We start from the raw sequence: 15,105 nt of genomic DNA, 5'->3' as shown, positions 1-15,105 counted from the left end.
AGATTGCTAGCCAAAAAAATCATGCTATGATGATAAAAACGTCTATTGTGAAAGGGAAAATTTATATGAATGAGGCTTCAATTTTATTGGTTGATGATGAGGTATCACTTTTAGACATTATGGAGACAGTGCTGCGTAAGGAAGGCTACGTCAATATAGATACAGTGCAAACAGGTGAAGAAGCAGTAAGTGCCTGTGAATCCAAAAAATATGATTTAATTGTGCTGGATGTAATGCTGCCCGGACGAAGTGGCATCGAAATCTGCCCTTTTATCCGGCAGACGACGGATGCTCCTATTCTTTTTCTGACTGCTCGGACGTCTGATTTCGATAAATTAACGGGCTTTGCTATAGGTGGAGATGATTATATCACTAAGCCCTTTAACCCGCTTGAAGTGGTGGCTCGTATAAGAGCACAGCTGCGGAGATACTTTGCTTCTGCTAACCAACAGGCTACTGGCAAGAGTGTAGAAATAGTCCCCCATAAATCTGCAAATGTATATGATTACGGAAGGTTTAAGCTAGATGAGACAGCGGGAGAACTCCTGGTAGAGGGTCAGTCTGTTGCTTGTCCGGCACTTGTATTTCAACTGCTGGTCTTCCTATGCAAACATCCCAATCAGATTTTCAGCAAAAGTGAGTTATATGAGAAAGTATGGGGCGATGAAGCACTGAGTGATGATAATACGGTCATGGTTCATATTCATCGAATTAGAGAACGTATCGAAGCAGACCCGTCCGATCCAAAATTTATTGTTAACGTTAGGGGCCTTGGTTATAAGCTGGTGAAGGTAGACCGCCAGGAGTTGTCCATGCCATGAATATCAAACGCCGGTTAACGGTAAGGTTCGTTCTACAGCTAGCAATTACGGGAATGGTTGTTCTCGCTATTGCAGCAGTAACGTTTACTTGGATGCTGTTGCGTTTTCTCGATATCAGTATTACGCGTGATTTTGCTAATGTTGGCTTAGAGCAACTGGTTGAATCCTCCAAAATTGATGAGAAGGGCATTCAATTTTCCCCGAGCTTGCTGGAGCAAGTGAAGAAGAATAAGGGCTGGCTGCAAAACATCGATGAAAATGGAAAAGTTGAAAGTGCCTACAACACTCCAAAAGATGTCCCAATTCAATATGGACCGGGTGAAGTAGTCGCCTATTGGACAGGGACTCAGCCTTTTCCGTATACTCTGGCTGTATGGATTCAAGAGAAAAATGGGAGACAATTCACGCTTCTTTATGGCGCGCCAAATATACTAGATCCTCTGTTAAAAAAAATGAGCGAAGGTACATTTGATGCAGTAGATGGAGATCTGGTTCTGCCTGATTCGATTGAAAGAGAAATTAAATCATCACAGGCTTTTGTTCAACTCATTGATTCATCGGGTACGGAGCTGCTCTCCTATAATAGGCCAAAGATGATTCCCACCAAGTACTCAGTGCCAGAGCTAGCACTACGCACTCTCTACAGTGAACGTTACGGCTATCATGTCCGATCTTCTTTTGATAAACAAACCGGCCAAACATGGATCGTTGGACAACCAAACGTAAAGGGAGCAGATACAGGCCAAAAGGTATGGGTACCTGAAGAGGTTAAAATTGTTATTAAAGGCTCATTAGCAATGCTCGCGGCTTTATTGCTTGCATTTATATTGCTTTCTTTATGGCAAGCTCATAGGTTTGGAGCGCCAATGCTGCATATGCTTGTATGGCTCGATTCCATTGGAAAAGCCATATATACAGAGCCTATGGACCGTAAAGGAAATCGTCGTAGTCGAACACACGTAGGTAAATGGAGACGGAGATACCGGGTTTTTTCTGATGTTATGGTATCCATAGAGAAATTATCTGCTAATTTGCAGAGAGATCAAGCGTTGCGGCAACAAACAGAGAATTTGAGGGAAGAATGGATCGCAGGTGTTACTCATGATTTAAAAACTCCTTTATCTTCTATAACTGGTTATGCCCATTTACTGGCGGAGCCTTCGTATGATTGGTCGAAAGAGGAAGTTCGCAAGTTTACAAGGACTATGCTGGATAAATCAGCCCATATGGACATGCTTATTAGTGATCTTGCCATGACCTATCGGCTAAAAACAGGGATCAAGCCACCAGAGCTGATGGAGGTGGAATTGAACACCTGGCTACATCAAGCCCTTGATCAAGCTGCTGCAAATCCCGAATACGGGAAGCAACGAATTATATTTGTGCCGGCACCAAACGAAGTGAGAGCTCGATTGTATACTCCATGGCTAGAGCGGGTGGTCAACAATTTGACTGCGAATGCTTTACTTCATAACCCCTCAGATACGATTTTAACGGTTTCGCTTACTATGAATGATGAGGACAGTGGATTTACTATTCAATTTTCCGATGATGGCGATGGAATGGATGAAGTCACACTTAACCGTCTATTTGAACGTTATTATCGAGGAACGGACACCGTATCTAGCTCCAACGGATCTGGCCTTGGCATGGCGATCTCCAAGGGATTAATCGAATGTATGGAGGGCAGGATTGCTGTTGAGAGTAGCCCTGGACAAGGGACCATTATTAAGTTGATATGGAGCTGATCATAGAACCAGCGTTTTTCCTAACGGAAATGACGGTGGTTTTTTTGTTGTGAATATAGTTTTTTAATTCTTCTGCGTATTATCCAGCCAGAGTTGGGATCATAAATAAGTTGACATCTAAACTGATTGTAACTACAATAGTTACAGGTAGTGGTTAAAAATAAATTTATCATCCTAATTTGAGGAGGAAGTAAAAATGAAAATAGCAATAACAGGAGCAACAGGTCAATTCGGATCATTGGTGATAGAAGCTTTACTTAAAACTGTACCCGCAGGTGATCTTGTAGTTAGTGTGCGGAACCCAGAAAAAGCAAGTGATCTTCAGGCGCGTGGAGTAGAAGTCCGTCATGGTGATTTTGATCAACCTGAGACGCTGGAATCAGCATTTGCCGGTGTGGATCGACTATTAATTGTCTCCGCAGATGGTGATAATGAAACCCGGATTCGTCAACATAAAGCAGCTGTTGTTGCTGCGGAAAAAGAAGGCGTTGGCTTCATTGCCTACACAAGTGTAGGACAAGCAGACAAGAGTGAACTATTTCTTGCTGAAGTTCACCGCATCACCGAAGAAGCTATTCGCGCAACAGGCATTCCTTACAGCTTCCTCCGTAATAACTGGTATTTGGAGAATGAGATCGGCTCCATTCAAGGCGCTCTAGCAGGTGCCCCATGGGTGACTTCAGCAGGGAACGGTAAAGTTGGCTGGGCTACACGCGGAGATTATGCAGAAGCTGCAGCTAATGTACTGACAGGTGACGGACATGAGAACACAGTGTATGAATTGTCTGGCAAACCTTTAACACAAGAGGAATTGACTGAGATCATAGGCACTGTAATCGGTAAAGAAATCAAAGTAATCCAGGTTGACGACGAGGCTTATGCCAAGACCATGTCGGAGGTGGGTGTCCCAGAAGCTGCGCTTCCAATAGTTGTAGCTATACAACGTGGTATTCGTGAAGGTTGGCTTAATATTGAAAGTAGCGATTTAGAGAAACTGCTGAAACGTTCAGCTACTCCTCTTGCGGATGTCATTCGTGTTATGGTCGGTAATTTACAAGCATAATAATATAAAAGATAAAAGGCTTCCTCGAGGTTGAAAAACCAGTGAGGAGGCCTTTTTTGTGTTGATAGAGGATGAATCAAATACATAACTTTTCACTATTTTGCCTTGTTCATAATTGTGTTAGTTTAGTTTAACTAGTTATACTAAAAGAAATGGAAGATACTCTGAGAGAGTACATAATCTGGCGAATAAGCGAAGGAGATGATTACAAATGAAAAGAAATATCTTGCTGGTATCTGGAGCGGCGGTTGTTGCATTAGGTGCGTATTTGTTATTGGGAGGTATCGACAAGGATACGCCCTCAGCACAAGATACAACCGACATTAAGCAATTAGTGCAAGAATATAGTTCAAGCAGTATGGAAAACCTGTCCGCTTCTATCACTTCTGAGCAACTTATTGTAACCGATAGTAACAATAAAGAGAAAACTTACGACTTGCCTAAAGATGAGTTTTTTGTTTCTATAGCTCCATATGTGGAGAATACGCATCCTTGCGCTACACATAGCTTGACCGGCTGCCAAGGGGAATTAACGGATGATGAGTTTAAAGTATATATCGAAGACAGCGAAGGCAATGTGGTTGTGGATAAAGAAATGAAATCGCTATCTAACGGATTTATTGATCTTTGGTTGCCCCGGGACAAAAAATATAACGTAACCATTGAGCAGGACGGAAAAGCAGCAAAATCTGAACTTTCCACTTTTAAGAGTGATAATACATGTGTTACCACTATGCAATTGGCAGAAAGTATCTAAAAAGTTGTAGAGAGAAGACTTGGAAAGCGAATGCTCAGGAGGATGTTTCTTAAGCGATGTCGAATTCGTTATTCATAGTCCAATCTGATCTTCCTTCTGATGTATTCTGTGTCGGACTTTCGCCAAATGTCCATCGTATCGGACTCTATTGCAGCTATTTTAGATTTTCGCAGCATTTTTCAAGCTTATCGGACTGCATAGCTCTTATTGGCTTATAATGGCACAGAATCGGAGTGTTTTTAGGGAAATAGCTGCATCTGGGTCCGATAACCTGGTGAAATGCCATAAATCTTCGAAATAAGAGCCCCACGGTCCGATCCAGCGGAGAGTTAGAAACTGTTTGGGAAAAGGAACAAAAGTATCACACGAATGATCAAAAGAAATTGCTTTACAGAAGAGAGGAGAGAGATGAATGGTTAAAGAGCTGATCATTGGGGATGTTTTGCAGGAGTTGGCTGGTACGCGTCGGATACTGGAGAAGCTGCCTCAGGAGCATATGACATGGAAACCACACTCTAAGTCAATGAGCCTGGGTGGGCTGGCCACACATCTCGTTAACCTTCTGAGCTGGCAATCCGCAATTCTTCTTTACTCGGAGTTTGATTTGGCATCCGTGGCATACCGACGAGAAGCACTGGAGAGTCCCGATGCGGTTCTACAAGAGTTCGACCTGAAAGCTCGTGAGATTGAGGAATTAATTACTGCAAGCAATGTGGAGATGCTCGGCGCCGAGTGGACCTTGCGGAACGGGGAGCAGATCATCCGTCGCCAGACCCGGGCTGCTGCGCTTCGTACCATCGGATTGAATCACATGGTTCACCACCGGGCACAGCTTGGAGTATATTTGCGGCTGCTTGACGTGCCGGTACCTGGTCTTTATGGACCCTCGGCTGATGAATTAGAATTAGCAAACGGGGAAGTTTGATTAGTGAGGAAGCCCTACACTGCCAAGTAAGTTCAAGATATAGCTCTTACCTTATATATTGGAGTATTAAGTTACTTCCAAACATACGGTAATGGGCTTATTTGCTTTTTTCTAGCACTACACTAAATAAAACTCATGGAGGATCGGGAGGTTTGGGTTGACACTTTAGTTAATTTGGAGATATTATAGATTCATTAAATCTATGATGTAACAGATATTTTTTTGATTTAATAATAGACAAAAAGAGTCTTTAATATCTGCATATAGGAGATGATTCATATGATTTACGATTGCATTATTGTTGGTGGTGGACCCGCAGGCTTGAACGCAGCCCTTGTTCTTGGTAGGGCAAGACGAAAAGTAGCTTTAATTGATAATAATCAGCCAAGAAATGCTGTTACCCATGCGTCATATGGTTTTATTACAAGAGACGGGGTTACACCAGCCGAGTTTCGTCGTATTGCGTATGAGGAGGTACTACGTTATCCGTCAGTTGAGCATATCCAGACTGAGATTATTTCGATTAACAAAAATGATTCTGGATTTGCAGTACTTGATTCGTTTGGTCGTCACATTGAAGCTCGCAGATTGATTTTGGCGACTGGGTTAAAGGAGGTCCTTCCTGAGATAGAGGGCCTACGTCCATTATACGGAAAAAGTCTGTTTAATTGCCCGTATTGTGACGGCTGGGAATTACGAGATCAACCCCTTGTCGTTGTTTGCGAAAATCCACATATTTTTCATATGGCAAAGATGCTGCTCAATTGGAGTAAAGATTTGGTTATCTGCACGAACGGCAAGACATTCCTTTCAGATGAACAGAAAAAAAGTCTTGAGGCCAAGGGGGTTGTAGTCAAAGAATCATTAGTTTCCTCTTTTATGGGTCATGACGGGCAACTTCAGGCGGTTCGTTTTGCGGATGGTACTGAGATCATAAGAACGGGAGGGTTTATTGCTCCGAATTTGATCCAAACGGCATCGATCGTAGATCATTTGGCTGTAGAGCGGAATGATTCTGGTGGGTTTAGCACAGATGGTGCGGGGAGAACCTCGATTCCAGGATTATATTCGGCTGGAGATGTTTCTTATTTTATGCCTTCTCAGCTAGTGTTTGCCGCGGCTGACGGGAGTCGGACAGCTATGAGTGTAAATATGGATCTTACAGAAGAAGAATTTGAACTTTTTTAACGAATTATGGGTAGGAAGTTGAAAATAATAAGTATGCATGATAACATAATTACAAATTAATGATCGGAGTTGAAAAGTATAGTGTAGTAATTATTCTTGCGTCCTATGATGAATAAAACAACAACAATGGTTTATTTCGTTTGTTTTATTCTTTGTATGCAAGAAAGTTACTACTTCTTTTCACTCGAAAATATATCCATATCTAACTCCATTTGGGGCTGGATTTGCTGTATTTATTTGAGTCACAAGAAAGTAACTTTCTTGTGGCTTTTATTTTTTAAAATACAGGAGGATTATTTTATGTCATTAATAAATGTCACAAATCTAACCTTTGCCTATGAAGGCAGCTACGATAACATATTTGAGAACGTAAACTTTCAAATCGATACCGATTGGAAATTAGGTTTCACAGGGAGAAATGGTCGAGGAAAGACTACATTTCTTAGCTTATTGCTTGGAAAGCATGAATACAGCGGTAATATTTCTGCTCATGTCAGCTTTGAATATTTCCCTTTTCAGGTGAATAACAAGGAGCTTAACACCATAGATGTGATCAGCGAGATTTTTCCGGATTATATTCATTGGAAGTTAATGCGTGAGCTTTCTTTGCTAAAGGTTTCTGAGGATGTGTTATATCGTCCCTTTGATTCATTGTCTAACGGAGAGCAGACGAAAGTGCTGTTAGCCACATTATTCATAAAGGAAAATAGCTTCCTGTTGATTGATGAACCTACAAATCATTTGGATATGACGGCAAGAAAGCTTGTCAGTGATTACCTCAATTCAAAAAGTGGATATATTCTGGTCTCTCACGACAGATCCTTTCTAGATAATTGTGTGGATCACATCTTATCGATTAATAAAACTAATATAGAGATTCAAAAGGGCAATTTTTCTAGCTGGTGGGAGAATAAAGTCAGACAAGATAACTTTGAGTTAGCAGAGGACGAAAAACTTAGAAGAGATATCAAACGCTTGTCAGCATCATCTAAACGGACAGGTAACTGGTCACATGAGGTGGAAAAAACTAAAAACGGAACTAGAAATTCTGGATCTAAGTTAGATAAAGGTTATGTTGGGCACAAGGCCGCTAAAATGATGAAACGCTCTAAAGCCATCGAGCAAAGACAGCAATCTGCCATCAACGAAAAGTCTAAGCTTCTTAAAAATATTGAAAATTCTGAGAACTTAGAGATTACGCAGCTTGCTTATCATAAACGTCATCTTGCGGAGCTGGACAATGTTTCGGTTTTTTACGGAGAGAAAAGGGTATGTTCAGAAGTAAGCTTTACCATTGAGCAGGGGGAGAGAATAGCACTCTCGGGTAAAAATGGTTCCGGGAAATCAAGTATCATCAAATTGATCTGCGGTGAGGAGATAGATTATACCGGCTCCTTCACTAAGGATAGCCAGCTTATCATTTCCTACGTATCACAAGACACTTCAGATCTACGGGGCGATTTAACAGATTATGCTAGAGAGAATGGGATAGATGAAAGTCTTTTTAAATCTATTCTGCGAAAGCTTGATTTCTCCAGAATTCAATTTGATAAGGATATTTCCACATACAGTGGCGGCCAAAAGAAAAAAGTCCTGATCGCCAAAAGTCTTAGTGAAAAAGCTCATTTGTATATTTGGGATGAACCGCTTAATTTTATTGATGTTATTTCACGTATGCAAATTGAAGAGCTATTGCTTGAATATACCCCAACACTCGTTTTTGTGGAGCATGATCGCGAATTTTGCCATAATGTTGCCACGAAGATCATTGAACTTAGCTGATATTTTTAACATCGATTGAAAATTTCCAACTCTAACAGACCAATATTATTATATTAATAAAGATAATTATTATATATATTACAGTTATCCAATGTACTATAATGGTATAGTTAAACTTTATGATATGTAATTGATGCCTAAAGAAACAACCTATAGAATTGAACAACAGGAGGAAACAAGTTGAGTACACAGAGTGTGGGAATTCCATTAGAAGGTTTTGCAGAATTTAGCCGAACGGTAGCCGCTGAAGGTGCGGTACTGTTGAAGAATGATCATCAGGTGCTTCCGCTTGGTGAAAATGATAATGTTGCTGTATTTGGCAGAACTCAAGTGAATTATTATCGCAGTGGTACTGGTTCGGGCGGTAGTGTTCATGTTACTTATACGACCAACCTGCTAGGCGGTCTTCGCAGTAAAAAGAACCTTACGGTCAACGAAGATTTGGCAGCAGTATATGAGAAGTGGATTGCGCAAAATCCATTTGATAATGGTGGCGGCGTTTGGGCTGCAGAGCCATGGAACCAGAAGGAAATGCTTTTATCCGACGAATTGGTAGCAGAGGCTAGAAGAAAATCGAACAAAGCAATCATTGTAATCGGACGTACAGCAGGAGAAGATCAGGATAATGTCGATGGTTCAGGGAGCTACCAACTAACAGCTGATGAAAAGGCGATGCTGAAGCAGGTAACTACATATTTTGAGCAAACGATTGTTGTACTGAACGTCTCTAATATTATTGATATGAGCTGGCTGAACGATGAAAGCTATAAAAATCCGATTTCGTCTGTCATCTACTCTTGGCAGGGGGGAATGGAAGGTGGTAATGCAATTGCGGACGTGCTGGCCGGAGAAGTGACTCCAAGCGGTAAATTAACAGACACGATCGCATATTCCATCAACGATTACCCGTCAACACATAACTACGGCAATGAATTTACAAACCTTTATCAGGAAGATATCTATGTTGGTTATCGCTATTTCGAGACATTTTGCCCAGAAAAGGTTCAATATGAGTTTGGTTATGGAATATCGTATACCAAGTTTAAGCTCGAGCCAGAAGAAGCAAAACTTATTAACAAAGCTGGCGAACTAAATGTTGAAGTCGGCGTAACCGTAACCAATATAGGAACTACCTTTGCTGGAAAAGAGGTCGTTCAGGTCTATTATGAAGCTCCACAAGGAAAATTGGGACAGCCTGCTAAAGCTTTGGCAGCATTCGCAAAAACAAAAGTCCTTCAGCCAGGCGAAGCTCAACGTCTTACTGTGAGTTTTCCTGTTCATTCTATGGCTTCCTATGATGACGCTGGTGTGACAGGGCATGCTTCTGCTTATGTGCTAGAAGAAGGCACGTACCGCGTGTTTGCGGGAACGAGTGTTAAAAAAGTGGAGGAAGTCAAGGTTGAAGGGAATAGCGGCTATGTCGTGGAAACTCTTCAAGTTGTGGAACAGTTACAAGAAGCTCTTGCACCAACGCAAAGCTTTACAAGAATGCAACCTGGCGTTCAAAATGCAGACGGTTCGTATGAACTTCTGTATGTAGAGGTTCCAACACGCAAGATTTCGTTAGCAGAACGGATCGAGAGCAATCTACCAACAACGATCTCCCAGACAGGCAATCAAGGGCATAAATTAAGAGATGTATTTGAACAAAAAGTTAGTATGGAAGCTTTTATTGCCCAGCTTAGTGACGATGACTTGGCTGCCATTGTCCGGGGTGAAGGCATGAGCAGTCCTTTAGTTACACCGGGTACAGCTTCTGCATTTGGAGGAGTAAGTGATAGTCTATATAACTTAGGAATCCCTGTTGCATGTACGGCAGATGGTCCTTCAGGAATTCGTATGGATAGTGGAGCAAAAGCGACTCAGGTTGCGATCGGAACGCTTCTTGCAGCTACTTGGAATGCCGAATTAGTCGAAGAGCTGTATGTGTTAGAAGGACAAGAGTTGGTAAGAAACAACATAGACACCTTGCTTGGACCAGGTCTGAATATTCGTCGCAGCCCGCTTAATGGCCGCAACTTTGAATATTTTTCTGAAGATCCTTTGATCTCTGGGGTGTTTGCCGCTGCATGTACACGTGGGATTATGAAAGGTGGCTCTAATGCCACACTGAAGCATTTTGCCTGCAATAATCAGGAGAAACATCGCAGTAAGGTTGACGCTGTTGTGTCGGAACGTGCGCTTCGCGAGATTTATTTGAAAGGTTTCGAAATTGCTGTGAAGCAGGGTGGGGCAAATTCAATTATGACCTCTTATAACCCTGTTAATGGACATTGGGCCGCTTCAAATTACGATTTGAACACTACAATTCTCCGCGGAGAATGGGGCTTCAAAGGTATTGTCATGACAGACTGGTGGGCCATCATGAATGATGTCGTTAATGGTGGAGCTGCAGACCGGAAATTTACAAATTGGATGGTCCGTGCACAAAATGACCTGTACATGGTTGTAGCTAACTATGGCGCCGAAATTAATGGATGGAATGACAACACCATTGAATCCTTGGAAAATGGATCTTTGACTAGAGGAGAGCTGCAACGTTCTGCAATGAATATTTGTGAGTTCATCATATATGCTCCAGTATTCTCGAGAAAACAGCAAATTATTGAAACGGTTGAGTCCTTTAAGGCCAATCCTTCACTTACTGCAGAACAAGTACAATCTTTATCTCAAAATCCACAGGTTAAGCCAGCCGTTGAAGGATCGACTTTCTTTGAAGTTGGCCAAGCTGGTCAATATCGGATCCTCGTGCATATCATGTCAACAGAGCCTGAGCTGGCTCAAAGTGCATGCAATGTTAATTTGAATGATCAATTGATGACAACCATTCAAACCAACGGGACAGAAGGTCAATGGATTAGACAAAAGCTTGTGAAAGTAGAACTCGAAGCAGGTCTTTATGAAATGAAACTGGAATTCATTAAACCAGGTTTACAGATCGACTGGATCGAATTTAATAAAGTTGACTAAGTAGCTCTAAATATAAGTTAAAGGAAAAACCCTGTGCTAATGCGCAGGGTTTTCTTTTGGTAAGCGATTAGTTTAAAGTTGAAACTACCTTATTCTACTTGGAACTGGAACCACTTAAAGTCAAACTGGCTCCCCGGTAGAAATATAAAGGTGACGGTTTGTGGACCGGTTACGCGCTCCAACACAAATTCTCTTTCGCAATAATCACTTGACTGTGTAAACTCCACAAGCTGTCTCTTTTCACCCTCTGGTCCGCTAAATAGAATATGCAGAGTATTTTTATCGATAGGCGAATGCCCGCATAAGGTTAGTTTAGTGCTTCCAGTATCACCGAAGTCCATATCTTTAAAGATGAGAGAGACGTTGTTACCAATATTTTTGATTTGTCCATCTGCCAGTGTAAAGGAATCCCCATAAATCTGATTGTATTCCAGAACGTTAAGTTGTTCGTACGCTTTTAAAGGTTTGTTAAACTGAAAGCCCTTGAGATGAATCTTTTTATGAAGAACAAAACAAAGGGTGGTGACACCTTTTATTCGCTCAGGTAATGAGTAGGTTTCCTCTTGATATACATTCCATATAGAAGGTTTTTGATAGGTTACCTGTGTCAGCAGAGCTGCGTTTGGAGCATCCGGAGTACCTTTCCATATATCAATCGTATATTTATCGTTATCTAGCGCGAAGATAGGAAGGGTAAGTTCAGTAGCTCCATAATCACCGAAATCGATGTTGTCGAAACAGATCCAGCTTTCACCTTCTCTTGCAGTAGCCACTCCGCGTTCATTCCCATTTGTTAAGTTCCGGCTCGTATTGCTATGATAACCAGCGGAAACAAACTCATAAGGATTCAAAAAGGCCGCTCCCATATCTCGAATATGGAATTCCATAAGCGAGTACAGGCGCACTTGATCTGCACCGTTTTTCGTTGCACACCGTACATAGACGTCTCCGTCTCCCAAAGCCGATATTACTGCTTCATGCCCATTTGCCTCAAGAACGGCTATATTGGCGTCAATGCCGGCAGCATTCGTAACTCGCCATTCAATTTCCTGATAGGTTGCGTTCTCTGGATGAATTTGCACACGAACCGGAAGTGCTCGGGTGTCCTTCGTTAGTTGATTTCCTTGTGGGCATATGATTTCCAGCTTGCGAACGGGAATTTCATCTGATAAATAGTCTTGGGATAACTCGCTCACATCCGATAGTGATTGTGACGAATGCTGATAAAGTACAAGCTCTTCGTCCTTAGAATGATCTAGCTCTCGTGCTTCGGCAGTCAGTGTAAGCTCAGCGGACTGTAAGCCTTGGGAAGATGCACGTACAACGATTTTACCTGGCTCCAATGAAGAGGCAATGACTGCAAGCAATTTTCCACTGAACATCCGGCGACTTGTTCCTTTATATGAATCGTAGTCAGTGCTGTCACCATTATCCAAACCAACAAGACGCCCCGGTCCTTCTACAGAGATTTGGATACGATTATTGGCGTTCTCCACGGGACGTCCTTCTTGATCGAGGGTCGAGATCTCAACAAATACCAAGTCCGATCCGTCAGCAGTGATCTGAGTTTTATCAGGCTTCATGACCACAGTAGTTGAATCTCCGAAAGAAGTTACCGTATCTTCAGCGATCTGTACTCCGTGTTCATCATAAGCGACTGCTCGTAGAGTACCTTCGCTAAATGGGAGCTGCCATTCCCCAAGCAGCTTTTTACCATGTTTATGGTCAATGTTAAAAGTGCCCATGGATTGATCATTAAAGAACAATTCGATTTGTGGTGCGTTGGAGCATACTCGCACATCAATAAGCTGCCCTTCAGAGAAATCCCAGTATGGAAAAATATGAATCATCGGGGCGACCTTGTAATCCGTCCATTCTGCTTGATAAATATAATAGGAATCCTTTTTGAATCCCGCGGTATCCAGTTGACCGAAATACGAGTTTTTAGTGAAGTACGGGGTCGGCTCCCCGATATAGTCAAATCCAGTCCAAATAAATTGTCCCGGTGAGTAGGTCGCATCACGATCTGCAATGATGCAAGCTTCTGTGTTCTTGGCACCCCAGCTAGTGGAGCTATTTCCTAAAGCTGAGCATTGTTCATCATCGTCAGACAATACAGACTGAGCAAAAGGGAAGTGATAGATGCCTCTGCTCTGTACAGTAGACGATGTTTCACTGCCATAAATAATCCAGTCTGGATGTTCCTCATGATGCTGATCATAGTATTTTTCGGCATAGTTATACCCTGCGAACTTCACTAGATCTGCGCATTTCTGTGCATTCTCCCAAGGCATATAGTTGGAACCGATAGTAACCACTGCATTTCCTTTAGGGTCATGAACCTGCACCAGATCACGTAATTCTATGGTTAACTCTTGGCCGCGTTCATCGGCATGGGTGTCGTATATTTCATTTCCGATACTCCACATGAGCATGGAGGGGCGATTTCTATCCCGGCGTACCCAGCTGGCAATATCTTGTTTCCACCAATCCGGATAAAATCTGGCGTAGTCAAAAGGAGTTTTACTGCGTTCCCACATATCGAATGCTTCGGAAACTATGAGCACGCCCATCTCATCGGCTAGTTCCATCAATTCAACGGCTGGCATATTGTGGGCCGTACGAATAGCGTTTACGCCCATCTCCTGCAGGAGGATAATCTGTCTTTTTAGAGCTGTTTTATTCACCGCAGCCCCCAAACATCCCAAATCATGATGTTGGCATACGCCATGAATCTTCACCTTTCGGCCATTCAATAAGAAACCTTGTTGGCTGTCAAACTCCATCGTACGGAATCCGAAGGTTTGGACTTCTTCCTCGATCACTTGTTCGTTCTCTAACAGCTCCGTTTTTAGGTTATAACAGTAAGGCTGGTTAATATCCCAGAGCATTGGATTATTGATGGATAAGAGGGCAGAGCTGGGTACAGCAGACCCGACTTGTACTGGGATTTCATTTTCTACATGAGAGATACAAGTTCCTGAAGCATCTAGTATACTGTGACGAATTATGTAGTGCTTTGCGCTTTGCAATAGATCATTGCACAATACTTCGGTATCTACCTCAACATTCCAGGCATCCTCTTTTTTGCGAGTAGAGATATAAATACCATCAGGCACAATATGTGTCCCTGGATACGTCTTCAGCCATACACTCCGATAGATGCCCGCACCGGAATACCAGCGTGAGTTAGGAGACTCATGAACCACTTGAACATAGATTTCGTTGACACCTTCAATAATGTATGGCGTGATATCTAATTCAAAAGTGGAGTATCCATTTTTCCAGACGCCTGCGATATGGCCGTTCACATAGAGAGTGGAGTCCATGTATACGCCTTCAAAACGAAGCGACACACGGCTATTTGGCACGTGCTCATCTATAACTATGCTTTTACGGTACCAGCCTTCTCCGCTTTCATATAGATTATGTGTATCAAAAATAAGCCAGTCATGGGGTAAAGTTACGTCGATCCATTCCGAATCAGCTGCTATCACCGATTCTAAAGTAGACTTAAGCGGCTGTTTGCTGAATAACCAGTCATTATTTAATCTTGTTTTCTGACTCATGAATGAAGTTCTCCTTTATCTTTGGAAAATTTAGAAGTGGTTATTAACGATGTGAATGATTTCCGTAAAGCCTTTTGTATTCTTTTTTATCATATCAAAGATTTTGCAAAAAGACATTCACGAAGAAGAGTAAAAAAACCGTTATAACAAAGCTATTGAAATCGCATTCAAAATGATAACATGTCATTGGTAAATTATCTATTTATTTCTTAATATATCTTTTATTGCGGAGGATGAAATTTATACAAAAACAGTACTAATGAGCGATACAGAGGAGTATCT

Annotated in this window: 9 protein-coding genes; 8 read left to right on the top strand and 1 reads right to left on the bottom strand. The window is 42.0% G+C overall.

Features of this window, described 5'->3' with window-relative positions; all coding sequences use genetic code 11:
- The first annotated feature begins 65 nt into the window (after positions 1-65).
- The 8 genes from MKY63_RS26520 to MKY63_RS26485 all read left to right on the top strand — a co-directional run bounded on the left by MKY63_RS26520 (position 66) and on the right by MKY63_RS26485 (position 11,254).
- On the top strand, positions 66-821 hold the full coding sequence (locus MKY63_RS26520; RefSeq protein ID WP_036677929.1) for a response regulator transcription factor: 756 nt from the start codon (positions 66-68) through the stop codon (positions 819-821).
- Positions 818-2,569, top strand: coding sequence for a HAMP domain-containing sensor histidine kinase (locus tag MKY63_RS26515; RefSeq protein ID WP_076274459.1), 1,752 nt, complete (start codon positions 818-820; stop codon positions 2,567-2,569). The genes MKY63_RS26520 and MKY63_RS26515 overlap by 4 nt, the downstream gene beginning before the upstream one ends.
- A gap of 196 nt (positions 2,570-2,765) precedes the next feature.
- Complete coding sequence (locus MKY63_RS26510; protein ID WP_076141649.1) at positions 2,766-3,632, top strand: SDR family oxidoreductase; 867 nt, start codon at positions 2,766-2,768, stop codon at positions 3,630-3,632.
- A gap of 211 nt (positions 3,633-3,843) precedes the next feature.
- Positions 3,844-4,389 (top strand): CueP family metal-binding protein, encoded by a 546-nt coding sequence (locus MKY63_RS26505; RefSeq protein WP_076274460.1) that lies wholly within the window; start codon positions 3,844-3,846, stop codon positions 4,387-4,389.
- A gap of 412 nt (positions 4,390-4,801) precedes the next feature.
- Positions 4,802-5,314, top strand: a complete 513-nt coding sequence (locus MKY63_RS26500; protein WP_076099273.1) for a DinB family protein — start codon at positions 4,802-4,804, stop codon at positions 5,312-5,314.
- A 279-nt stretch (positions 5,315-5,593) separates the two neighbouring features.
- A complete protein-coding gene (locus tag MKY63_RS26495; RefSeq protein WP_038570935.1) occupies positions 5,594-6,502 on the top strand; it encodes an NAD(P)/FAD-dependent oxidoreductase in 909 nt (302 codons plus the stop codon).
- 300 nt (positions 6,503-6,802) lie between these two features.
- Positions 6,803-8,284: an Lsa family ABC-F type ribosomal protection protein gene (locus tag MKY63_RS26490; protein WP_036677916.1), complete on the top strand. Its 1,482-nt coding sequence runs from the start codon at positions 6,803-6,805 to the stop codon at positions 8,282-8,284.
- Positions 8,285-8,464: 180 nt separating this feature from the next.
- Positions 8,465-11,254 carry a glycoside hydrolase family 3 C-terminal domain-containing protein gene (locus tag MKY63_RS26485; protein WP_076099272.1) on the top strand — a complete coding sequence of 930 codons (2,790 nt, stop codon included), beginning with the start codon at positions 8,465-8,467 and terminating at the stop codon, positions 11,252-11,254.
- Positions 11,255-11,343: 89 nt separating this feature from the next.
- Here MKY63_RS26485 and MKY63_RS26480 read toward each other — a convergent pair whose 3' ends face one another.
- The gene (locus MKY63_RS26480) at positions 11,344-14,823 is read right to left on the bottom strand and encodes a glycoside hydrolase family 2 (protein ID WP_076316235.1); all 3,480 of its coding nucleotides are present in this window, start codon (positions 14,821-14,823) and stop codon (positions 11,344-11,346) included.
- Between the last annotated feature and the right edge of the window lie 282 nt (positions 14,824-15,105).

Source organism: Paenibacillus sp. FSL R7-0189 (assembly GCF_037969925.1).
GTDB lineage: Bacteria > Bacillota > Bacilli > Paenibacillales > Paenibacillaceae > Paenibacillus_AQ > Paenibacillus_AQ odorifer.
The sequence above is the reverse complement of the archived record's forward strand: the minus strand, read 5'-3'. Positions and strand labels throughout refer to the sequence as shown.

Excerpts from the sequence above, each read along its gene's own strand:
- MKY63_RS26520 (WP_036677929.1), top strand. The coding sequence starts at position 66 with ATGAATGAGGCTTCAATTTTATTGGTTGATGATGAGGTATCACTTTTA.
- MKY63_RS26515 (WP_076274459.1), top strand. The coding sequence starts at position 818 with ATGAATATCAAACGCCGGTTAACGGTAAGGTTCGTTCTACAGCTAGCA.
- MKY63_RS26510 (WP_076141649.1), top strand. The coding sequence starts at position 2,766 with ATGAAAATAGCAATAACAGGAGCAACAGGTCAATTCGGATCATTGGTG.
- MKY63_RS26505 (WP_076274460.1), top strand. The coding sequence starts at position 3,844 with ATGAAAAGAAATATCTTGCTGGTATCTGGAGCGGCGGTTGTTGCATTA.
- MKY63_RS26500 (WP_076099273.1), top strand. The coding sequence starts at position 4,802 with ATGGTTAAAGAGCTGATCATTGGGGATGTTTTGCAGGAGTTGGCTGGT.
- MKY63_RS26495 (WP_038570935.1), top strand. The coding sequence starts at position 5,594 with ATGATTTACGATTGCATTATTGTTGGTGGTGGACCCGCAGGCTTGAAC.
- MKY63_RS26490 (WP_036677916.1), top strand. The coding sequence starts at position 6,803 with ATGTCATTAATAAATGTCACAAATCTAACCTTTGCCTATGAAGGCAGC.
- MKY63_RS26480 (WP_076316235.1), bottom strand. The coding sequence starts at position 14,823 with ATGAGTCAGAAAACAAGATTAAATAATGACTGGTTATTCAGCAAACAG.